Origin of the sequence: Nodosilinea sp. FACHB-141, assembly GCF_014696135.1 — a bacterium.
In the GTDB taxonomy this organism is placed as follows: domain Bacteria; phylum Cyanobacteriota; class Cyanobacteriia; order Phormidesmidales; family Phormidesmidaceae; genus Nodosilinea.
Genome location: NZ_JACJPP010000004.1, coordinates 63,669 through 83,872, shown reverse-complemented (window position 1 = coordinate 83,872; position 20,204 = coordinate 63,669). Strand labels below are relative to the sequence as shown.

The window sequence follows — 20,204 nt, the reverse complement described above, 5'->3', positions numbered from 1 at the left end:
AGGTACGGTTATCTCACCCCAACGGGAGACCAGCTGGCGTCGCCATCCATCTGCTTGGGGTTTATGATGAGGTGGTAAGGACACCAACTCTGGGGCATGGGCAAGGTTCTGTGACTCCCCAAGAGAGATTAAGCTTAAACGGAATTGCGTTCTTGCAGTCTTGTGTTATGCTGTGTTCCTGAATCTCGGGTTAATGCCTGCGCAAGTTTCAAGGGTGTGCAGATTTCCCCGGTTCAACGTTCTGAAGAGCTTTTTAAATCGAAAATATGACTGAAGCAATTGCCGACTTAGTTGTCGCTCACCCCATGGTGAAATTTCAGCGCCAAGTTGAGTCTTTAGTTAAGAAGTCCAAAGTTGTTCGCCCCAGCGATCCGATTTGGAAAATTGCTTTCTTGTTTGGGGATGACTGGACCCACTGGAAGCAAGAACTGGAAGAATTCGACTTTTCTACCCAAGACCCGATTGAGGATTTGCTGTCGGTGCAATCTTGGGAAGAGGATTAATGGGATAGCCGGTCGATGAAGGGTTGGTTAACTCGTCATCGACAGCATATCGGGCTGTAACTTAATACGTACAAGAATGGTCGTGATGTTGTCATGGCCATTTTTTTCGTTGGCTAAATCGATAAGCTGGATAGCGCCATTGTCTAAGTTAGTCCTTGAGCTTAGCAGGTTAGCAATATGGGTATCAGCGTGGCGCTCCAGTAAGTCATTGTCGCTGAGACCGTCGGAGCACAGAATCAGCAGCGTGTCTTCTGTAAGTTCGTGGTAGGCAATGCCGGGGACAAGGTCTTCTTGGCCCCTAGGACCCAGGGCCTGGGTCAGTTGGTAGGCATCAGGGCGGGCATAGGCTAGAGCTCGCTCTACGCCTCGATTAATTTCGCGTTGGCCGACCTCATGATCGAGGGTGAGCTGTCGCAGTCCTAGGCGCTTGTTGTAGCTGTATAGGCGGCTATCGCCCACATGAACGACGGCAATGTCGAGGTTGTGCAGCAGCACCATGACGAGGGTGGTGCCCATGCGCCCTACCCCAGATGTGGCGTTGGCTTGGTTGATGTCGAAGATAGTTTGGTTGGCGGTGATTACGGCCTGCGCCAGGGTGCTTTGGTCTGGCAGGCGATCGCTGCTCCAGTGCTGAGTCAAGTAATCGCGCAGCGTGCGCACGGCTAGCTGACTCGCCACTTCGCCTGAGGCGTGCCCACCCATGCCATCACAGAGAATGTAGAGCCCTTTAGACCGCAGAACGGTGCCCTGGGGACCGCTGACCTTTTGTAACTGTGTTTGGGTAAAGAACCAGTCTTCGTTGTGGTGGCGCTGCTGGCCGACGTGGCTCTGGCCGGCATCATCGAGGTGAGCCAGCTTCATGGGTAAGACCATGGTTGGCGTTTCTATGGGCCCACCGCCATCGTCGTCATCAGACAGTTCTTGGGTGTCAAAAACCGCATCGGCATCGAGATCGCAACCGGCGGCTGGTAGCTCGATGTCAGAGTCCAGGCCTGAATCTGTAATCGCTTCCTCAAGCTCTGGTTTGGGGGTCGAGTAGACCTCAACCGGCGGCGAATAGGCTTGGGCAGCTTCGGCCAAGGTGGTTTGTACCTGCTCGAGGTCACCTAGCTGCCCCTCAGCCAGATTGCTGATTAAAGTTTTTACCTTAGAAGGCAAACAGCATTGTCCGCCATTAAGCATGGTCAGCCACATCTGACCTAGTGCTTCTAAGCGCAAGAGAGGCAAGTTGGGCACCTGGTCGACTTGAGTCAGGCAGAGCAGATTATTTTCGTTGAGGGCGAGCCGCTGGGGAGTTAGGAGGGTAGCCTGCCCCTGCCATGGTGCTAATGCCTCCCACAGCAGCGTAGTCTCAAACAACCACTGGAGGTGCTGAAGGGGGTCGTTTATGGCCGCCCAGCCGGCTGTTAGCGATAGCCAAACGCTGCGGTCTTCAATCAGTAAAAGAGCCCGCTGAGGCGTTTGCCAAGCGTGGTGCAACTCAGGAACGGCCGGAAAATAGTCGGCTTGGAGGGCGAGGTATGGGTAGGCCTCGGGGGGAACTGTAACAGCTAGAGGATGGTCTACGGGATTGAGAGTTGGTGTTTCGAGCCAGTCTGCTTGAAGGGCTTGCAGGGGCGCGTCGGCCTCGGGCTGGCAATCGATAACAACTAGGGGGGTAGCACCAAACGATGTTTTGCTGTCTGACGGCGACATGAGCCGATAGCGGCGATCGCTATCGAGGTAACCATCTGGGTCAAGATCGCCAGGGGCGATCGCCCCTGCCCCTGCCCGAGGAATATCGATCACTCGCCAAAGCTGGAGTGGCTGGCCACACCGTTTGCAGGACCGCTGTGAATTGATATTGTCAAACTCACAAAAGGGGCAGGTTAGCATCCTAGCAATGATCCAAAGTTAGGCTAGCCAGCCAGCAAGTAGGGCATGCCCTATCGCCAGGCGTTTAAGTTGTGCGCGGCTCTGGGTGAATCAGCAGACTCTCAGCAACCGCTTAATGCACCTTCGAAGTAAAACGGCCTCACCGTTGCACGTTAAGTATCGCACGGGTCACCTCCAGGTCGCCCCTATTGCAAGCTCATGGTAACTTAATGCCCTTGTCCTGACCTGGTTGACCCATCGTTTCTTGACCCGGTCTCAGCCAAGTTGCGTAAGGTTGGCGATCGCCAGAGTCTAGATTTGCAGCAGCCCTCGCTGCTCAGCAGGGGTAGCATGCCGCCACTGGCCAGGCTGTAGATTGCCCAGGTGGAGATGGGCGATCGCCTGGCGCACCAGCCGCAGGGTGGGGTGACCCACAGCGGCGGTCATGCGGCGCACCTGACGGTTTTTGCCCTCCTGTAGGGTCATGGCTAGCCAGGCGGTGGGGATGCTTTGACGAAAGCGAATGGGCGGATCTCGTTCCGGCAGGAGGGGTTCGGTCGTGAGCAATTCGACCTGGCAGGGCTGGGTGCGGTAGCCCTTAATGGTGACCCCCTGCCGTAGCTGGGCGAGGGCGTTTGGAGCAGGCACCTGCTCGATCTGTACCCAATAGGTGCGGGGGTGGCCAAAGCGGGGCTCGCTCAGCCGATGCTGGACTCGGCCGTGGTCAGTCAGCAGCATCAGGCCTTCGCTATCGCGATCGAGCCGGCCGACGGGGTAAACGTCGGCAATGGGAATGAAGTCTTTCAGCGTGAGGCGGGGGGCCGAGTCAGAGGCGGGCGGGGTGCTCCCCGAGCTGAACTGACTGAGTACGTTGTAGGGCTTGTAAAACAGAATGTACTGATACCCCATGGTCCCGCTTATATCTATGTAATGGGCTGCAACATTTCATTGCAACTCTTGTGGAAATGTTGAGAAACTACAGCGGTCTAGGTGAGGCCGATATGCTGAACTCTAATAGGACTGATTCTGGCAGGACAACACCATGGATACCGGCAATAAGTATCGCTTCGCTTGCACGCTTACCTTTGGAGATATTTACGGGCAAGTTATTGCCTGGCTGGTGATTTTGTTCGTGAGTTTAGCGGCCTCCCTGGCGCTGATGGGGGCGCGGCAGCCAATTTTTGCGCTGGCTACCGTAGGGCTGATTCTGGTATTGTCGCTGCCGTTCTTGCTGTTTGCCTTTGTGACCACCCTGCTCAACCACATTGAGTTTGAGCCTGTCGACGCCAGCGCCGCCGCCTCAAGCCGTCCCGATCGAGGGGTTGCCTCTTCGACTCCGGCTAGGGCAATGAGCTAGGGCGTTGACTTGGTGGGCTCAGGTTCAGCGGGAGCGGGCTCGACAATGCCGCCGCTAGCCTCCGGTGCTGTCTGTCCCTGGGTCGCCATTTGACCAATTTGGTCTTTGTACTGTGCTGGAGCTAGGGTTGTGGCCTGGGCAAAAAGAGCCTGGGCCGTTTCAGTGTCGCCCTGATCTCGCAGCACCAGCGCCTTAGCTAAGACCGGGCGGAAGTCTTCGGGGGCAGCGGCAATGGTCTCGTCGTAGAGGGCGATCGCCTGGTCTGGGTTCTTGTTCTCGACATGCACCTGGGCCAGCAGCAGTTTCACCGATGTCGTGTCGAAACCGGCGGCGCCGCCCTCTGATTGCAGCTGGTTGGCGGTTTTAAGCGTATCTTGCAGCAGCCCGATCGCTGCCTGAGGCCGCTCCTGCTGCACTAGGAGCACCGTTAACCCTTGCAGGGCGTTCATGTTGCCGGGCTGCTGGTCGAGCACCTGACGATAGATCTGGGCCGCGCCTTCGAGATCGCCCATCTGCTGCTTGGTTTGGGCCAGGAGCACCGCGTAGTCAGGCACGCTAGGGTTGAGCTCGACGAGCTTTTCGAGGGGAGCTACCACTCCGTTGATGTCGCCGAGCTGAATGCGAGCGTCAACTAGCCCCTGGAGAGCGGTTTGATTGTCGGGCTCGCGCTCTAGCACCAGTTCATAGCCTTTTGCCTGGGCCTCCAGCTCGGCCTGCATGGCCACGGGGTCAGCGGCGGGGTCAGCGGCGGGGGTGCTGCTGGCTTTACGGCCGCTATTGCTGCCCAAAATTGGCAGCAGCGACAGCGATAAAAAGGCTGCTAAGGCCAGGGTTAAGACAGTGCCAACGAGCCAACGGTTGCGGTTTGCGGTCACGGGTGTACCTCTTCAAGGGAGCGGCGCGATCGCAGCCGAAGTGCGATCGCAATCAATCGTTTAAGTAAATGATCTTAGCGTTTTAGCCTAGGGCTGAATCTGCGCCCTAGCCTGGCAAGGCCATAGACAGGGCTACAGTAGCAAAGAAGTTGTCAAAAAGCTCAGAAACAATACGGATTGCTAACCGTTACCGATGGAAACTTAGGAGAGTTACTCAATTAAGGACACAGCTGCGGCAGTGCAGGCTGCCTTGGCAGTAGAGAATCACCTTAAAGGTAGCTTTTTGACTTGTTTGTAAAGCCTTGAGCGAATCGTGTTAACCGCTTAAATATTTGCCCTGACAATGCACATTAAAGGGTGAATGTTACGCTAGGCTTACAGGCTAAGTCATGCGCAGAGTTGCTGTTGCGCCGGGTGGCTAGTTTATGTTGAGAGGGAGATCGGTGGGTGTTATGGGTTCTGCAGAGCAAGACGCTTCTAATAAGAGCGACATTAACGCTAAGGATAGTCACGACAAGGGGACGGCACCCACTGCGGATCGGCCATCGCTACTGTCGCCGCCCCAGCGCCCGGTGCGTCCGGTGCGCCCCGCCGTCACTCCAGACACTTCTGTGGCTGTCAAGCCGTTGGTTAAGGCGGTTGACCATGCTGTAGTGGCGCCTAAGGCAACCGTAACAGAGAAAACCCCAGAGCCCGCCACTGAAATAGATCCTGCGGCCTATCGCTATCAGCCCATTGCTCCCCCCAGCGAACCGATGCAGTACCGGGCCATTGGTCTGGTGCGGGGCACTTACGAACCGAGCGAAGCCGACCAGCTCAACCGGGGCAACTTGATCACTGACGATGGCCACGTCATCGACTCGGTGCTGCTTGGTCGCATTACTAGTTTAGTAAAAAAGCACATTGACTTAACGGTGTCCCACCTATGGGTGGTTTACCCCCGCACCCGGCGCGAGCTTGATAATGATGACCAAGACCTACACTTGCAGATCGTTGGAGTTTGGGAGCCTGAAACTCTCGGATTACCTGGAGAATCCCCTGCCAGCGAAGACGAGGACGGTCCTGATGAAGCTGCCTCTGAAAAACTAGATTTGGCTGACCTGCCGCCGGTAGACGACAACTTCTTCTCGATTCGCGGCGAGGTCATCAAGTACACGCCTGAAGATAAATGTATTGCCGTCAAGATTTTGCAGGGGGCCAAGCGCACTCCCGGCGCGTCTAAACCGTTCAAACTACTGCTCCACGGCACCATTGAGGGCCGTACTGTGGGCTATTTTTGGGACTTTAAAGTCAAGCGCGAAGCCAAGGTGCTGGTGCTCAGCGAAGCCTCAGCGGTAGGCATCGTGCCGCCTAAGAAGCGGGCTAAGGGCAGTGGTGGTGGCCCGCCTCGGCGCGGCAGGCCCGGTGCTGGTCGCAGCGGGCCCGGCGGTAGCCGTCCACCCATGCCTAGCCGTCGGCCTACCGGTGTCAAGGGCAGCGATTCCGGAATGGATCGCCCCAAAAAGCGGGACGAAAATCTTGAAAGCAGTACCGAATAAAGCTGGTTAGCTGCCCAAGGCATCCTGGGGCAAAAAGGCACGGTCTTGAGGTGCCGCCGCCACTGGGGACGTGAGCTCAAACTGTCCAGCTTCAATCCAGGTCTTGAGCTCGTTGGCCACCTGGCGGGCCATGTAAATGCTGGCTAGCGGTGCCGTGCGCACCGGCTGACCTTCGATGGTAATGCTGCCCGACTTGAGCTGGGCATAGCTGACCAAGCCAAAGGTGGGCCGCACCCGTCGGGGAATGGAAAAGTCCATCACAGGGGCGACAATGTCAGCGTCCTGAACAGCACAGTGGGCCGCCACCTGCTCATTGAGAATGGGAATCGGTACCCCAACCCCGAGCATCAGCGAAGGGCCGTAGCCCTTAAAATAGCAGCCCCTCACCCAGTAGGGCTGCATCTGTTTGGCATCGCCGATCAGGGCCAGGGTGGCGGCGGGGCCGATAGGGGTGCGGTTGGGCAACCGGCGCTGCAGCGGAAAGTGCTGGGTGCCCTCCCAAGCGAGATAGCCAATACCGCCGCCGAAAAAGATGCGGGTACCGATGCCAATGGCCTCCAGGTCCGGATCATTCAGCAATGGCGATAGCGCTCCTGAGTTGGCATACACCGCATTGCCAAGACGGGGCTGCAGAGGACCCAGGTAGGTGGAAAGGGTGCGATCGCCCCCGTTCACCCCCACAATAAAATTTTGGTAGAGCCCCCTGGGGCTAAACAGGTAGAACTGGTTGATGCTGTCGCGGGTAATGGTGGTTTCGAGGGAGGTGCGGGGGTAGCAGTCGGTGCCGTGGCCCGTGGCTTGAAGCGGCACGCTGCGCCCGGCGATTAGATCGGCAATCACATGGCCGCCGCCATGCTCTCGCACGGTTTCGGCCTCGCCCAGATCGGCCCCGCGCCCGGCCACGGCTGGCTGGCTCGCCCCCAAGCAGACATCTACTGCCCCGAAGCCAGCGTAGGCGGGCACTCCATCTAGGTAACACTCCAGTAGCTTGATGGGCGGGTCGGTGTGACCCAAGTTGATCATGGCGCCCGATGACTCCATCGGCTCAAAGGTGCCAGCGACCACTACATCCACCGCTTTAGCAGCGGCGGCAATGCCTTGCTCCTTGGCCTGCACTTTGAAGGCTTCGGCGGTTTGCACAACCACCTGCCCGGCGCGAATTTTAGCGTTGATGCTGTCGATGGTGCGCATGGGCAAGCCTAGGAGTTAGAGGTGCGCCGCAGCCAGAAAAGGCCGCCCATCAATGCTGAGGGAGCCAGTAGCAGCGCTACGACCAAGCCTAGGGTAGGGTTGTTTTGAGCCACCTGAGATCCGGTCAACACCATAGGCAACCCATACTTAATCAGAGCGCTCAGGGCTGCCGAGAGCCCGATCACTTTAGCTACAAAGCTGATATCAGAACGATTCATGGGTTTAGGCGGGCGATCGCCGCACGTTGAGACAGCACCACTCCTGTCGCCGCCAGAGGGTGGCCACCACCCAGCCGTGCTGCTCCAAGGTGTCGGCCACCAGTTTCGACTGATCGAGCAAAATGCCGCTGAGAATGCCCCAGCCATCGGGAGTGACAATAGTGTGCATCTGGGGGATGAGGTCCATAATCACCTCCGCCAGAATATTGCAGACAATGCCGTCTACGGGAGCATCAATGGCTTGGGCAATGGTGTCTAAACTACCGTGCAGCAGCGGTAGCTGCTCCTCCGTTAGCCCGTTCAGGGTGCGGTTGCCGACAGCCGAATGAATTGCTAAGTCGTCGGTGTCGGCAGCGTAAGCCCGTCTAGCTCCTAACAGCAGCGCCCCAATCGAGAGAATGCCAGACCCGCAGCCAATATCGGCAATAGTAACGTCGGTTTTTTCATAGGTCAGCCGCATTTCGAGCGACTCTAGGCAGAGCTGAGTGGTGGGGTGGTTGCCGGTGCCAAAGGCCACGCCGGGGTCGAGGCGCAGCACCAGCCGCTGGTTGTCTGCCGGAGGCTCTAACCAAGCGGGGGTAATCAAGAAGCGATCGCCAATTGGCTCTGGCTTCCAGTGGTCTTTCCAGCTTTTAGACCAGTCTTCTTCGTCGATCAGCTGCCAGCTGATGCGGGGCAGCACCAGATTGTTGCAGAGAGCGTCTTGCTTAATTAACAGGGCCATGGCCGATAGGTCAAGCAGCTCTAGCCGATGCTGGGGAAAATAGGCCTGCACCACGCAGGATGATCCCCGCTGCTGGGTTGAGGTGCCCTGGCTGCCAAAGCTGTCAAACCGCCAAAAGACTGTGTCCTCCAAAGATGGATCGCACAGTACCTTCACTTCCCACCAGGTGTTAACCACGGCCATTCTAGGGGCTGCCTCGCAACTATCAAAATTGGGCTAACACTCTATCTCTACGATGCGCTCCTGATCGTGACCCTGTAGGATGGGCACTGCCCACTACCCACTTTCCGTCAAGGCCAAGCGCTGTTGCCCTTGCCTATCCTACAGGGTTCCTCAAACCTACAGGTTCACCGTATAGGCATCGCGAATGCCCGGCACCTTGAGAATCTCATCCAGAATGCCCTCCGGCAGGGGGTCATCAAGGCTGAGGGCCATGACCGCGTCACCGCGCACAATCTTGCGGCCCACCTGCATGCTGGCAATGTTGACGTTAAAGCTGCCCAGCAGCGAGCCAATTTTGCCGATAATGCCCGGCATATCGCGGTGCAGGGTAAACAGCATGTGCTGCGTCGGTGGCACGTTAATGGGGAACTCGTCGATGTCGGTGACGCGAATTTCGCTGCCCCCCAGCAGCACACCCGTGACGGAGTGCTCGCCTAGGCTGCCTTTGGCCGACAGGTTTAGCGAGCCCGTGTAGTCGCGAATGTCGGCATCGCGGGTCTCAATCACGTGAATGCCGCGCTCTTTCGCTTCGATGGAGGCGTTAACATAGTTGACCCGTTCCTGCAGCGCGTGGGACAGCAACCCCTTGAGCGCCGCCACCATAATCGGCTGGGTATCGCCCCCGGCAATGTCGCCCTGGAGGCGTACCGTCAGTTCTTGAACCCGGCCCCCGGCCAGCTGACCCACCAGGTTGCCCAAGGTTTCAGCCAGTTGCAGGTAGGGGCGTAGCTTTTGCATCACCTCGGGGCGCAGGCCGGGGATATTCACTGCCGATCGCGCCGGTAGCCCCAGCAGCACGTCGCGAATTTGCTCGGCCACATCGATGGCCACATTCACTTGGGCCTCTTCGGTGGAGGCTCCCAAGTGGGGGGTGAGAATAATGGCTTTATCTAGCTCTCGCAACTCTGAATCGCCCAGAGGCTCAGATTCATAGACATCCAGAGCGGCCCCACCGATGGTGCCTTCACGCAGAGCTTTAGCCAGCGCGGCTTCATCAATGATGCCGCCCCGGGCGCAGTTGATGATGCGCACCGTGGGCTTCATGGTCGCTAGGGCTTCTTCATTGACCAGGTGGGTGGTCTCGGGGGTCTTGGGCAGGTGCAGAGTGATGTAGTCGGCTTCGCGGAACAGCAGATCTAGCTCCACCAAGCGGCAGCCCAGCTGCTCAGCGCGCTCTGCAGAAATAAACGGGTCGTAGGCCAGCAGCTTCATGCCCATGGCCCGCGCTACGGTGGCCACGTGGGAGCCAATTTTGCCCAAGCCCACCACGCCAAGGGTTTTCTTATAAATTTCAACCCCGGTAAAGTCTTTGCGCTTCCATTCGCCAGATTTAACGGAGCGATCGGCGCTGGGAATGTAGCGCGACATCGACATCATCATGGCCAGGGCGTGCTCGGCGGCGGCAATGGTGTTGCCTTCTGGGGAGTTGACCACCACAATGCCCCGCCGGGTGGCCTCGGGCACATCGACGTTGTCGACCCCAACCCCAGCTCGACCAATAATTTTTAGGTTCTGCCCCGCATCAATGACGGCCTTGGTCACCTTGGTGCCAGAGCGAATCATCAGCGCGTCGTAGTCGCCGATGGCAGCTACCAGTTCCTCAGGGGAAAGGCTGGTGTTGACATCTACTTGAGCAACTTGGGAAAGAATATCGAGGCCCGCCTGGTCAACGGGGTCGGAAACTAGAACCTTGGGCATGGGTCAGCCATAAAAATGTCACAGGGATCTACTTTACTGCAAAGGCGGAGCGGGGCATTAGTGTGTGGTTACTTTTGGCGGTGTGTGGGTGGATGGGTAGGAGGGTGGATGGGTAGGCGGGTGGATGGGTGATGTAGGGTGCATCCGCGGAGCGATGCACCATTTAAGGAGTTTAATCTTGCAAGCTGCTCCGCAAGTTGAGGCTCAAATCATGTCCCTAGAACTTCAACTGTCAATCAAGTCATCGATCGCCCGAAAGCAGTCAGAGAGCACAACGTTAGAGAACAGAAAACCTTCGGGATCACTGAGCCGCAGACGCTGCAGGGTGTCCCAGGTGTCACCTTCTAGCATCACCCAGCCTTGAGCAATATGGGGATTGAGGGCTGAGCGAAGGGTGTTCCAAGTGGCGGGGTCGCAGAGCGATCGCACCTCATCTCCACTGATTCCCTCCTTTAATCGCAAGCCCAACATCAGTCGATCCAGCAGTTGCTCCAGGGTTGGTGTCGGAGGTTCGCTGTGGATTCCTCCAGCAGCCTGAAACTCTGTTACCCAGTCACCATAGGTGGCCAAGGTGCGAGGACGGCTAACGCGCTGAAGTTGGGTGTAGCTAGTCGCCCCGAGGCCAAAGCCGTAGTAGGGCTGATTGCGCCAATAGGTCAAATTATGCTGACATTGGTGCTTTGGCTGAGCGTAGTTAGAGACTTCGTAGTGCTCGTAGCCCTGGGCAGTGAGCAACGCTTGGGCGAGTCGATACATCGCCGCCGTTTGCTCATCTGTGGGCAGAGGCTGGTCGCCGGGCTGGTAGCGCTTGGCGAATACTGTCTGAGGTTCCACCGTCAGATCGTAGATCGACAGGTGATGGGGGTGGAGGGCTACCGCCTTAAACAAGCCAATTTCCCAATCAGTTAGGGTCTGATGGGGCAGTCCCGAAATCAAATCTAGGCTCCAGTTAGGCATAGCGACCTGATGCAGCCAATCGACGGCGCGATAGACATCAACAACGCGGTGGTATCGGCCGCAGCTTTCTAGCGTTGTGTCATCCAGTGCTTGCACGCCGAGACTGATGCGGGTGATGCCTGCGGCTAGGTAGCCCTGAAGATGCTCTAGATCAAAGGTGCCAGGGTCCATTTCCATGGAGATCTCGGCTGTGGGGTCAATGCCGAGGTGCTGGTCGAGCTGGGCGAGAATTTGTTCGAGCTGGGGGACAGAGACCAAAGAAGGGGTGCCGCCGCCGAAGAATACAGTCTGTAGGGGGTGCTCGTTGAGCTTTGGCGTGGCTGCAATCTCTTCGCACAGCTGGTCTACGTAGCTCTCGACTGTGCCGGAGGTCTCGCCCCGCTGGTGGTTGCCCAGCACTGAGATAGGGAAGTCACAGTAGAAGCAGCGACGGCGGCAAAAGGGAATGTGAATGTAGGCAGAGGCCGGGCTAGCAATCATGGGCATGGCTATCCCTGAAAAACGTTGGGCAAGGGACGCCGCTTAAATCAAGCTAACACTATCCCCTACTTTGAGTGTGTGGCCGCCCTGGCCGATGATGTTGGTATTGACCGCCAGCTTATAGAAGTGATTGAACCGCGATGAGGGAGCCCAGTCGGGCAGGGTGGCGGCCCGCTGTTGAGAGAAGGTTTTTTGAAAAGGGGCGGTGGCTGCCCCGGTTAAAGTGTCGCGGGTAGGAACGATGCAACGCTGGCAGGGGTTGATGCCCTCTAGCACCACATTGCCGATCGCAAAGCGTACAGGGGCTGAGTCGGGGCCGAAGAGCTGGTCTTCCCAGAAGGCAGGGACACCGTCGATTTCTAAGTTGGTGCGAAAGCGGCGGCGGGTTTCTTCAAGGGTGAGGTTGTGCCAGGCGGCGACGGTGGCTAGCGTGGCTGTGCTGACGATGGTTGGCCCAGCGGCGGCAGTATCGTCTGGAAAGCCTAGGTTGCGGTTTTCTCGCAGAGTGACAGGCTGCTGAAAGTAGTCGCTCAGCCAGGCTTCGAGCTGCGATTTCTGCTCCTGCATCCGAAACGTGGCCGACACGTTGTCCCCCTCGATCGCCAGCGTAATCACCTCGCTATTCTCAGTAAAGGTGGCGCGTAGGCGGTGGATGGCGGCGTTGCGCTTGCCGTTGATCAGCCGATTTTGGGCATCGAAGAGGGCGTAGGTGCGATCGCCCTCCAACGCTCCACTGGCCAATACCGTGGCCTGAGACACCGAAACCCCATCTAATGATTTGACGGGGAAACGATCAATGCGGGCGAGATGGCAGGTCATAGCTGAAGGTTGGTAGGCGGTTGAACCGGGCAATGCGGCCTACAAAAAAAACGGAACCCTGGGCTGGCCTCGATACGCGGCTACGGTCCAGAATTCCGGTTTAACAACTGCTCTAAACGAGTTCTCTAGAACCCCTGGCGGGAGACGAATTTCTCGATATCGGCCTGGGTTTGGTGCAGCAGATGGTGGCGGCTATCGCCGGTGTTGCTGAGGGAGGGCACCAAGTTGCGAGCCTGGAGCGTCATGTGGAGCTGGAGATGGGCGACGTATTCGGAAAAGTCTTCGCGGGTTTCGGTCAGGGCTGGAGCAAAGTTTTCTGACAGGGCCACGGAAACAACCTCTCTTCTATTAAACATCGATAACATATGCAACGATATCGAAACTAACATAGGCTCTGTACCCCTCACAGGCCGTGCAACGAAGCTTAACGGTGCGTAACATCTGACACAATCCATGCCCGGTTCTTCCCCCTCCGCTGATAGCCCGCCCCCCATCCCCGAGCGGTTGGCCAAGCACACGGTGCGCTACGCCGACCACCACTCGGTAAATTGGGATGACCTGACGCCGATGATGCGCCACTACGTGGAGATGAAGGAGCAGTATCCCCACGCTCTGGTGCTGTATCGGGTGGGCGACTTTTTTGAAACCTTTTTTCAAGATGCAATCGCGATCGCCCGCGAGCTAGAGCTGGTGCTGACCAGCAAAGAGGCGGGCAAGCAGATTGGCCGGGTGCCCCTGGCAGGCATTCCCCACCACGCCCTCGATCGCTATTGCACGCTGCTGGTTGAACGGGGCTATGCGATCGCCATCTGCGACCAAGTTGAGGATCCGGCGGTTGCTCAGGGATTGGTCAAGCGCGAAGTCACCCGCGTCATCACCCCCGGCACCGTGATCGAAGAGGGTATGCTGAGCGCCAGCCAAAACAACTTTTTGGCCTCTGTAGTGGTGGCTGGTCACCACTGGGGAATGGCCCATGCCGATGTCTCCACTGGAGAATTTCTCACTACCCAAGGGGAAGACCTCGATCAGCTCTGTCAGGAATTGCTCAGGCTTCAGCCCGCCGAGGTGCTTTTTCCGGTGGATGCGCCCAACTTGGGGGCAATGCTGCGTCCGGGAGATCAGTCTGACCAATTGCCGGACTGCCTGCCGCGTCAGTTTTGCTACACCCTGCGGCCCCAAGGTCCCTATAGCCAAAGCGAGGCGCGGCAGCGATTGCTCCAGCGGTTTCGGCTCAGGTCACTAGAAGGGCTGGGCTGCGACCACTTGCCCCTGGCGGTGCGGGCAGCGGGCGGCCTGCTGCACTACGTCGAAGAGACACAGAAGACCGTGCAGGCTCCGCTTCAGCCCCTCTGCACCTACACCCTAGCCGCCTACTTGGTGATCGATCACCAGACCCGCCGCAATCTAGAAATTACCCAGACGGCACGGGATGGCACCTACAACGGCTCTTTACTGTGGGCGCTCGATCGCACCGTTACGGCCATGGGCGGGCGCACCCTGCGCCGTTGGCTACTGCAACCGCTGCTGGACGTGAAGGGCATCCAACAGCGGCAGTCCACAATCGTGGAACTGTTGCAGGACGGCAACCTGCGGCAGATGCTCCAGCACAAGCTGAAGCAGATCTATGACTTAGAACGGCTAGCGGGTCGAGCTGGATCTGGCACCGCCAACGCCAGGGATCTCGTTGCCTTGGCGGATTCGTTTTTGCGGCTGCCTGACTTGGCAGCTTTGGCAGAAAAAGCGACCTCGCCTTACCTGCAAGCCTTGCAGTATGTGCCGCCGGAGCTAGAGCAACTGGGGCAGACGCTGCGATCGCACTTGGTCGAAACCCCGCCCCTCTACCTCACCGAAGGCCACCTAATTCGTGATGGCGTCAACGCTCAGCTTGACACCCTGCGCCAGCAAGCGGTGGACGACCAAAAGTGGATTGCGGAGCTAGAACCCGCCGAGCGCCAGCGTACCGGCATCTCCACCCTCAAAGTTGGCTTTAACAAAGCTTTTGGCTACTACATCAGCATTTCCCGCGCCCGCGCCGACCAAGCCCCCGACGATTACATCCGCAAGCAGACCCTCACCAACGAAGAGCGCTACATCACCCCCGAACTCAAGGAGCGCGAAACGCGAGTCTTCAACATTGAGTCTGAGATCAATGCCCTGGAGTACGAGATCTTCAACCGGCTGCGCGAGCAGGTGGGCGAGCAGGTCGAACTGATTCGCAAAGTAGCCTCAGCAGTAGCGGCCGCTGATGTGCTGTGCGGATTGGCAGAAGTGGCCATCTTCCAAGGCTACTGCTGCCCCGAGATGGATGAGTCGCGGGCGATCGCCGTCACCGAGGGCCGCCACCCCGTGGTCGAACAGCTGCTCCCGGCTGGGTTCTTTGTGCCCAACTCCAACTACATGGGCACGATCCCGACCGATCGCGACGCCGACCACCCCCAAGACCTGATCATTCTCACCGGCCCCAACGCCAGCGGCAAGAGCTGCTATCTGCGCCAGGTGGGGCTAATTCAGCTGATGGCCCAGATGGGCAGCTTTGTGCCCGCCAAGGGGGCGCGGCTGGGGGTGTGCGATCGCATTTTCACCCGCGTCGGTGCCGTTGACGACCTGGCTAGCGGCCAATCCACCTTCATGGTCGAGATGAACGAGACGGCGAACATTTTGAACCACGCCACGCCCAGATCCCTGGTGCTGCTCGATGAGATCGGCCGGGGCACCGCCACCTTTGATGGTCTCTCCATCGCCTGGGCGGTGGCCGAGCACCTGGCAGTCGAGATCGAGGCCCGCACCATTTTTGCCACCCATTACCACGAGCTGAATGAATTGGCGGCGCTGATTCCCAACGTAGCCAACTACCAGGTCACGGTCAAAGAAATGCCCGACCAAATTATCTTTTTGCACCAGGTGCAGCCCGGCGGAGCTGACAAATCCTACGGCATTGAGGCAGGGCGGCTGGCGGGGCTACCCACCTCTGTCATCCAACGCGCCCGCGACGTGATGCGCGAAATCGAGCGCAACAGCACGATCGCCGTAGGGTTACGGGGTGAAGCGCCTCAACCGAGTAAGCCCCGCCGCCGATCAAAAGATTTGGCAGGTGCTTATGACCCTTCAGAACAGCTCGATCTGTTTGGGAGACCTTGACTCTGACCTGGGCCACCAAAGCATGGATCGCTCGGCTCTAAACGTAAAACTTTTAACCTTAAGCTGAAAGGCTTCTCTGACAGATTTGCAAAAGCCGCCAGCAAAAATTGCACTTGCCACATAGCTAGTCATCCTGCTACTGAAGAAAACTAGATGCCTAACAGCCCTCGTCCTATTGATCAAAGTGACATCGAAGAATTCATTCTAAGTTACTCTGACTTTGCTTTTGAAATTCAAGTTAAGCAAGCACTTTCCGGGATCGGTATCATTCCACTTCACGGAGGCACTTATGAAGATCCAACAACACAGAAGACTAGAGAATATGACTTTCGATTTACTTACTGTCGAGACAATATCTGTTTGCACGCTGCGGTAGAGTGCAAAAATATTAGCGAGTTTAGTCCTGTATTAGTATCTTGTCTGCCTCGCTCCGAAATTGAATCAAACCTAAGAATATTCATTTGTGCTACCAAGAAATACATAACATCAAAAGTGACAAATCAAGTTCATGGCTTGTTAGGGAAATTTCATCCCTTTGATATTGCAAATCCTTCGCGATATCGAATTGATGAATTTTGCGGTAAATCTGTGAATCAAGTAATAAGAAAAGGTGATTCTTTTTTGGGGAAGGATTCAGAAATTTTCGATAAATGGTCTCAATCAATCTCAAGCTTAATCGCATATTCTCAGGAGCATCGTCAAATTAAGTCTTTTGAGAGTGAATATGAATTGCATATTTTCATGCCGTTTGTTGTTATTCCAGATGAGCGATTATGGATTATTGCTTATGACAATTGTGGGGACATAAAAATTCCAGTCAGGCAAGTAAACAATGTAAGCGTGTTTATGGATAAAAAGCATAAATCAACTAGCTCTTATGATTTGCCGTCGCTAAAGCTAAGCCACATCGAATTCATGACTGTCTCCGGATTTAAGTCATTTGCAAGAAGTCTAGTTGATGAAAATAATTACTTAAACGAGCTATGCCCAAAGCAATTAATTGATGAGCACTTTCAATAGTTCGGTGACAAGTATATGCATTTGAAACTAAGGCAACCCTACTGAGCACGATCCCTGTTTAGTAGCAAGCTCAACGTTGTCTGAACAATCGTCTTTCAATGTGGGCAAGCACAATCCATAGATTTTGATTTAGGAGAACTGCGTTCCTCACCCAAATCTATACTCACATACTAAGTCAGGGCGGTGCAATCAATAATTAACCGGGAAAACTATTGCATACTCTGAATGTCTTAGAACATTCAATGCCAACTGGTTAGCCAATCCCTCTATGTCAAAATCCGTTCATAGCCGCTCAATATTTCGCAACAAACAACACAACAGCACGCTTGTTGGCCGATTGCGCTACAGGTTTGACAACTTCATGGCCCGAGGGACCGTGGCGCTGGTCAGTGGCCTAGCGTTGCTATCCCTAGTATTTATTGTGCTGATGGCGATTTTGGTGAGCCTCTCGGGGCTTGCACCAGAGGGCAGCGATCGCCTCAATCTTCCCGAAGCTCTGTGGGGCGTGTTGATGCGGACCCTTGACTCAGGCGCAGTGGGGGGCGACACAGGCTGGGGGTTTCGCCTGCTCATGCTGTTTGTCACCTTTGGCGGCATCTTTGTCGTCAGTACGCTCATTGGTCTGCTCAGCAGCGGCATCGATGCCAAGCTAGAAGACCTGCGCAAAGGGCGATCGCGCGTCATTGAAACCGACCACATTGTGATTTTGGGTTGGTCGTTGCAAATTTTTACCCTTATTTCAGAGTTATCGCTGGCTAATGCAAACCGCTCAAACACCTGCATTGTCATCCTCAGCGAAAAAGATAAGATTGAAATGGAAACGGCCCTGGCTGAAGTGCTGGGGAAATTACCTCGGATTCGCTTAGTGTGCCGCACCGGCAGCCCTAGCAATATGGCCGATCTGGGCATTGTGAATATTCAAACAGCGCGTTCCATCGTGATCTTAAATTCAATTGCAGACCACGGAGATGCGCAGTTAGTCAAAACATTGTTGGCGATTACTACTATTCCTAGATCGCACCCCCAACCCTATCACCTAGTTGCTCAGGTACAAAGCCCAAAAACCCTAGATGTCCTCAAGCTAATTGCCCATGACGATATAGAGCCTTTACTAACTAACGACTTGATTTCACGTATCGTTGTGCAGACCTGTCGACAGTCGGGATTGTCAACAGTTTACATCGATTTACTGAACTTTAGCGGCGACGAAATTTACTTTCGAGAAGAGCCTGCGCTATGTGGTAAGACCTATGGTGAGGCGCTTTTGGCCTACAACAAATCAGCCGTAATTGGCATTCAAACCGTCAATGGCGATATTCAGCTCAACCCTGCCCATGAGCGGCGTTTACAGCCTTCAGAGCGCCTGATCGTCATTAGTGAAGATGACGATACAACTTACCTAAATCAATCAGCAGACGCTCCAATTGACTATCAAGCTATTCAACTAACTGAGCTCGCCCCAGCCGCCGCCGAGCACACGCTAATTTTGGGCTGGAACGATCGCATCGAGACGATCATTCAACTCTTAGATCAATACGTAGCCCCCGGTTCAAGCGTTATGGTTGTCGCAGAATTCCCTTCCGTAGAGGTGAATTTGTCAGAGACAACGCTGCACCTTCAACGACAAACGGTCAGCTATCAGCAAGGGGATCCTACCGATCGAGATGTGCTAGAAAACCTCAATCTAACGAAGTATAACCATGCCGTTGTGCTGTGTAATTCGACCCTCAATACCGATCAGGCCGATGCCCATACGCTGGTAACGCTCCTGCATTTGCGAGATATTTGCGATCGCCATCACCACGATTGCCAGATCGTCACCGAATTTTTAGATGTTCGCAATCAAACCCTGGCGCAGGTCGCCCGCCCAGATGATTTCGTCATTAGTGAGCAGCTCATTAGCCTCATGCTGGCGCAGGTTGCGGAACAGAAGAATATTAATGCGGTCTTGACCGATCTCTTTAGCCCAGAAGGGTCAGAGATTTACCTCAAACCAGCTGGTCACTATGTAGCCAGCGATCGCCCCGTCAATTTTTATACCGTAGTAGAAGCGGCCAGACAGCGGGGAGAATCAGCTATTGGATATCGGCGTAAAGCCAGTGCCAAAAACTTAGCCCAATCTTACGGAGTCGTGATCAATCCCCCTAAGGATCAGCCCGTTGAGTTTCAGCCCCAGGACATGATTATTCTGCTAGCAGAATCCTGATGGCGCTGAGAAGACTCACAATCTGCTAGTTCCAATACGCGCTTGCTAGCCCATAGGGCCAGCTAAAATCACCTTGGCCAGGGCGTCAATGACGGCCTCGGGCGGCTCTTGCTTAAGATCGCTGTACCACTGCTGGGTAGCCGCGGGCACATAGCCGTAGATGATGCTGGTGCGCTTGCGGGCCTTGAGCACTAGCTCGGCGGTGCGGTCTTTGCGGGCCGCCTCATAGCGCTTGAGGGCATCGGCCACGCCCATGTTGGTGGTGTGCAGGTAGCGGGTCAGCACTTCGGCATCTTCGATCGCCTGACAGCCGCCCTGGCCTAGGGTGGGGGTGGTGGCGTGGGCTGAGTCGCCTAGGAGGGCAATGCGTCCTTTCACCAAGCAATCTAGCGGGTCGATGTCGCCAATCTCTAGGCGATTGGTCTGCTCTGGGTCAAGGGCTTGAATGAGCTTTTGCACCGGCTCGGGCCAGCCCTGAAAGATTTTTGATAGTTCATCCTGGCGGTAGGTGGGCTCAACCTGGGTGCCCTCAGCCATCGGTGCCCCAAAGAAAAAGTAAAAGCGATCGCCCCCCACCGGCATCATCGAGGCGCGCTTGCTGTCGCCCACGTAGAGTACCCACAGGTTTGGGTCGCACAGTTCAGGGTCAGCCTTGACCAGGCCATTCCAGTTGACGTAGCGGGCATAGCGGCGATCGACCTGCCCTACCACATGGGTCCGCACCGCTGAATGAATGCCGTCGGCCCCCACTACCAAGTCGCCGCTCGCCCGCTCCCCATTCTCAAAAATGGCGGTGGCGCTGTGCTCATCTTGCTCAACGCCGGTGCAGAGCATGCCCAAGTGCACATCCTCGGGGCCAAAGGCTTCGAGCAGCATGGTTTGCAGATCGGTGCGGGCCACAGGGTAGGGGCGTTGGCCCACCCGCTCAAACAAGGGGCGCAGATCGACGTAGCTCAGGGATTCATCGGTGTGGCTGCGGTACTCCATGGCGTTCATCTCACCGCCAATGGCGGCCAGCTTTTCCCCTAGCCCTAGGCGGTTAAGCACCTTGACCCCGTTCGACCAGAGCGAGATACCAGCACCGGCGGGTCGCAGTTCTTGGGCGCGATCGTAAATTTCGACCTGGTACCCTGCCTGCCGCATGGCGATGCCCGTGGTCAATCCACCAATGCCGGCTCCAATAATCACCGCCTTCAGGTTGTACATAGGTCGCTCCTAACTGCTGGGATGGGCATGTTGCCAGGGCTGTGGCCTGCTGGCGCAGAGCCTTGGGTTTCACCGTCGATAATTCTCACTATAAAGAACGTTTCTGTATACAGTGCACAGCAAAAGGCGGCTAGGTTAACAACCGTGCTTAGGGTCGTCAACTGCTAAAACGGGCTGAGCAGTATTTGTACCCAATCT

At 56.2% G+C, this 20,204-nt stretch carries 17 protein-coding genes; 6 read left to right on the top strand and 11 right to left on the bottom strand.

The window, feature by feature from the left end; all coding sequences use genetic code 11:
* The first annotated feature begins 266 nt into the window (after nt 1-266).
* Entirely contained in the window at nt 267-503 is a 237-nt protein-coding gene (locus H6F59_RS01710; RefSeq protein WP_190515173.1) for a DUF4327 family protein, read from the top strand.
* Between the two features lie 27 nt (nt 504-530).
* On the opposite strand, the gene H6F59_RS01705 is transcribed toward H6F59_RS01710, so the two are convergent.
* Both H6F59_RS01705 and H6F59_RS01700 read right to left on the bottom strand, forming a co-directional pair.
* Nucleotides 531-2,291 carry a serine/threonine phosphatase gene (locus tag H6F59_RS01705; RefSeq protein ID WP_190694628.1) on the bottom strand — a complete coding sequence of 587 codons (1,761 nt, stop codon included), beginning with the start codon at nt 2,289-2,291 and terminating at the stop codon, nt 531-533.
* Nucleotides 2,292-2,669: 378 nt separating this feature from the next.
* Nucleotides 2,670-3,266 (bottom strand): pseudouridine synthase, encoded by a 597-nt coding sequence (locus H6F59_RS01700; protein ID WP_190694626.1) that lies wholly within the window; start codon nt 3,264-3,266, stop codon nt 2,670-2,672.
* 133 nt (nt 3,267-3,399) lie between these two features.
* Between H6F59_RS01700 and H6F59_RS01695 the strand changes: the two genes are divergently transcribed.
* Complete coding sequence (locus H6F59_RS01695; RefSeq protein WP_073607132.1) at nt 3,400-3,714, top strand: hypothetical protein; 315 nt, start codon at nt 3,400-3,402, stop codon at nt 3,712-3,714.
* Here the strand turns inward: H6F59_RS01695 and H6F59_RS01690 are convergent.
* Entirely contained in the window at nt 3,711-4,589 is an 879-nt protein-coding gene (locus H6F59_RS01690) for a tetratricopeptide repeat protein (RefSeq protein ID WP_190694624.1), read from the bottom strand. The two genes, H6F59_RS01695 and H6F59_RS01690, sit on opposite strands and share 4 nt — an antisense overlap.
* A gap of 452 nt (nt 4,590-5,041) precedes the next feature.
* On the opposite strand from H6F59_RS01690, the gene H6F59_RS01685 reads away from it, so the two are divergent.
* Nucleotides 5,042-6,127 carry a hypothetical protein gene (locus H6F59_RS01685; protein ID WP_190694622.1) on the top strand — a complete coding sequence of 362 codons (1,086 nt, stop codon included), beginning with the start codon at nt 5,042-5,044 and terminating at the stop codon, nt 6,125-6,127.
* A 6-nt stretch (nt 6,128-6,133) separates the two neighbouring features.
* Here H6F59_RS01685 and H6F59_RS01680 read toward each other — a convergent pair whose 3' ends face one another.
* The 7 genes from H6F59_RS01680 to H6F59_RS01650 all read right to left on the bottom strand — a co-directional run bounded on the left by H6F59_RS01680 (nt 6,134) and on the right by H6F59_RS01650 (nt 12,792).
* On the bottom strand, nt 6,134-7,318 hold the full coding sequence (locus H6F59_RS01680) for a homocysteine biosynthesis protein (protein ID WP_190694620.1): 1,185 nt from the start codon (nt 7,316-7,318) through the stop codon (nt 6,134-6,136).
* Nucleotides 7,319-7,326: 8 nt separating this feature from the next.
* Nucleotides 7,327-7,536 (bottom strand): hypothetical protein, encoded by a 210-nt coding sequence (locus tag H6F59_RS01675; protein ID WP_190694618.1) that lies wholly within the window; start codon nt 7,534-7,536, stop codon nt 7,327-7,329.
* A gap of 4 nt (nt 7,537-7,540) precedes the next feature.
* Entirely contained in the window at nt 7,541-8,437 is an 897-nt protein-coding gene (gene prmA, locus H6F59_RS01670; protein WP_190694900.1) for a 50S ribosomal protein L11 methyltransferase, read from the bottom strand.
* Nucleotides 8,438-8,599: 162 nt separating this feature from the next.
* Nucleotides 8,600-10,180, bottom strand: a complete 1,581-nt coding sequence (gene serA / locus H6F59_RS01665) for a phosphoglycerate dehydrogenase (RefSeq protein ID WP_190694616.1) — start codon at nt 10,178-10,180, stop codon at nt 8,600-8,602.
* Between the two features lie 225 nt (nt 10,181-10,405).
* Complete coding sequence (gene hemW / locus H6F59_RS01660) at nt 10,406-11,617, bottom strand: radical SAM family heme chaperone HemW (protein ID WP_190694898.1); 1,212 nt, start codon at nt 11,615-11,617, stop codon at nt 10,406-10,408.
* 42 nt (nt 11,618-11,659) lie between these two features.
* Nucleotides 11,660-12,436, bottom strand: coding sequence for an MOSC domain-containing protein (locus tag H6F59_RS01655; protein WP_190694614.1), 777 nt, complete (start codon nt 12,434-12,436; stop codon nt 11,660-11,662).
* Nucleotides 12,437-12,561: 125 nt separating this feature from the next.
* On the bottom strand, nt 12,562-12,792 hold the full coding sequence (locus H6F59_RS01650; protein ID WP_190515151.1) for a hypothetical protein: 231 nt from the start codon (nt 12,790-12,792) through the stop codon (nt 12,562-12,564).
* A 97-nt stretch (nt 12,793-12,889) separates the two neighbouring features.
* On the opposite strand from H6F59_RS01650, the gene mutS reads away from it, so the two are divergent.
* From mutS to H6F59_RS01635, 3 genes are all read left to right on the top strand, one after another.
* Complete coding sequence (gene mutS / locus H6F59_RS01645) at nt 12,890-15,574, top strand: DNA mismatch repair protein MutS (RefSeq protein WP_190694612.1); 2,685 nt, start codon at nt 12,890-12,892, stop codon at nt 15,572-15,574.
* Nucleotides 15,575-15,727: 153 nt separating this feature from the next.
* Entirely contained in the window at nt 15,728-16,594 is an 867-nt protein-coding gene (locus H6F59_RS01640) for a hypothetical protein (protein WP_190694611.1), read from the top strand.
* A 361-nt stretch (nt 16,595-16,955) separates the two neighbouring features.
* Complete coding sequence (locus tag H6F59_RS01635) at nt 16,956-18,800, top strand: CASTOR/POLLUX-related putative ion channel (RefSeq protein WP_199325510.1); 1,845 nt, start codon at nt 16,956-16,958, stop codon at nt 18,798-18,800.
* A 45-nt stretch (nt 18,801-18,845) separates the two neighbouring features.
* Here H6F59_RS01635 and hpxO read toward each other — a convergent pair whose 3' ends face one another.
* Nucleotides 18,846-20,006 carry an FAD-dependent urate hydroxylase HpxO gene (gene hpxO / locus H6F59_RS01630; protein WP_190694606.1) on the bottom strand — a complete coding sequence of 387 codons (1,161 nt, stop codon included), beginning with the start codon at nt 20,004-20,006 and terminating at the stop codon, nt 18,846-18,848.
* Nucleotides 20,007-20,204: the final 198 nt, after the last annotated feature.

Bases quoted from the DNA above. Each gene is read 5' to 3' on its own strand.
- H6F59_RS01710 (WP_190515173.1), top strand. From the start codon at position 267: ATGACTGAAGCAATTGCCGACTTAGTTGTCGCTCACCCCATGGTGAAA.
- H6F59_RS01700 (WP_190694626.1), bottom strand. From the start codon at position 3,266: ATGGGGTATCAGTACATTCTGTTTTACAAGCCCTACAACGTACTCAGT.
- H6F59_RS01695 (WP_073607132.1), top strand. From the start codon at position 3,400: ATGGATACCGGCAATAAGTATCGCTTCGCTTGCACGCTTACCTTTGGA.
- H6F59_RS01685 (WP_190694622.1), top strand. From the start codon at position 5,042: ATGGGTTCTGCAGAGCAAGACGCTTCTAATAAGAGCGACATTAACGCT.
- H6F59_RS01680 (WP_190694620.1), bottom strand. From the start codon at position 7,318: ATGCGCACCATCGACAGCATCAACGCTAAAATTCGCGCCGGGCAGGTG.
- H6F59_RS01675 (WP_190694618.1), bottom strand. From the start codon at position 7,536: ATGAATCGTTCTGATATCAGCTTTGTAGCTAAAGTGATCGGGCTCTCG.
- serA (WP_190694616.1), bottom strand. From the start codon at position 10,180: ATGCCCAAGGTTCTAGTTTCCGACCCCGTTGACCAGGCGGGCCTCGAT.
- hemW (WP_190694898.1), bottom strand. From the start codon at position 11,617: ATGATTGCTAGCCCGGCCTCTGCCTACATTCACATTCCCTTTTGCCGC.
- H6F59_RS01655 (WP_190694614.1), bottom strand. From the start codon at position 12,436: ATGACCTGCCATCTCGCCCGCATTGATCGTTTCCCCGTCAAATCATTA.
- H6F59_RS01650 (WP_190515151.1), bottom strand. From the start codon at position 12,792: ATGTTTAATAGAAGAGAGGTTGTTTCCGTGGCCCTGTCAGAAAACTTT.
- mutS (WP_190694612.1), top strand. From the start codon at position 12,890: ATGCCCGGTTCTTCCCCCTCCGCTGATAGCCCGCCCCCCATCCCCGAG.
- H6F59_RS01640 (WP_190694611.1), top strand. From the start codon at position 15,728: ATGCCTAACAGCCCTCGTCCTATTGATCAAAGTGACATCGAAGAATTC.
- H6F59_RS01635 (WP_199325510.1), top strand. From the start codon at position 16,956: ATGGCCCGAGGGACCGTGGCGCTGGTCAGTGGCCTAGCGTTGCTATCC.
- hpxO (WP_190694606.1), bottom strand. From the start codon at position 20,006: ATGTACAACCTGAAGGCGGTGATTATTGGAGCCGGCATTGGTGGATTG.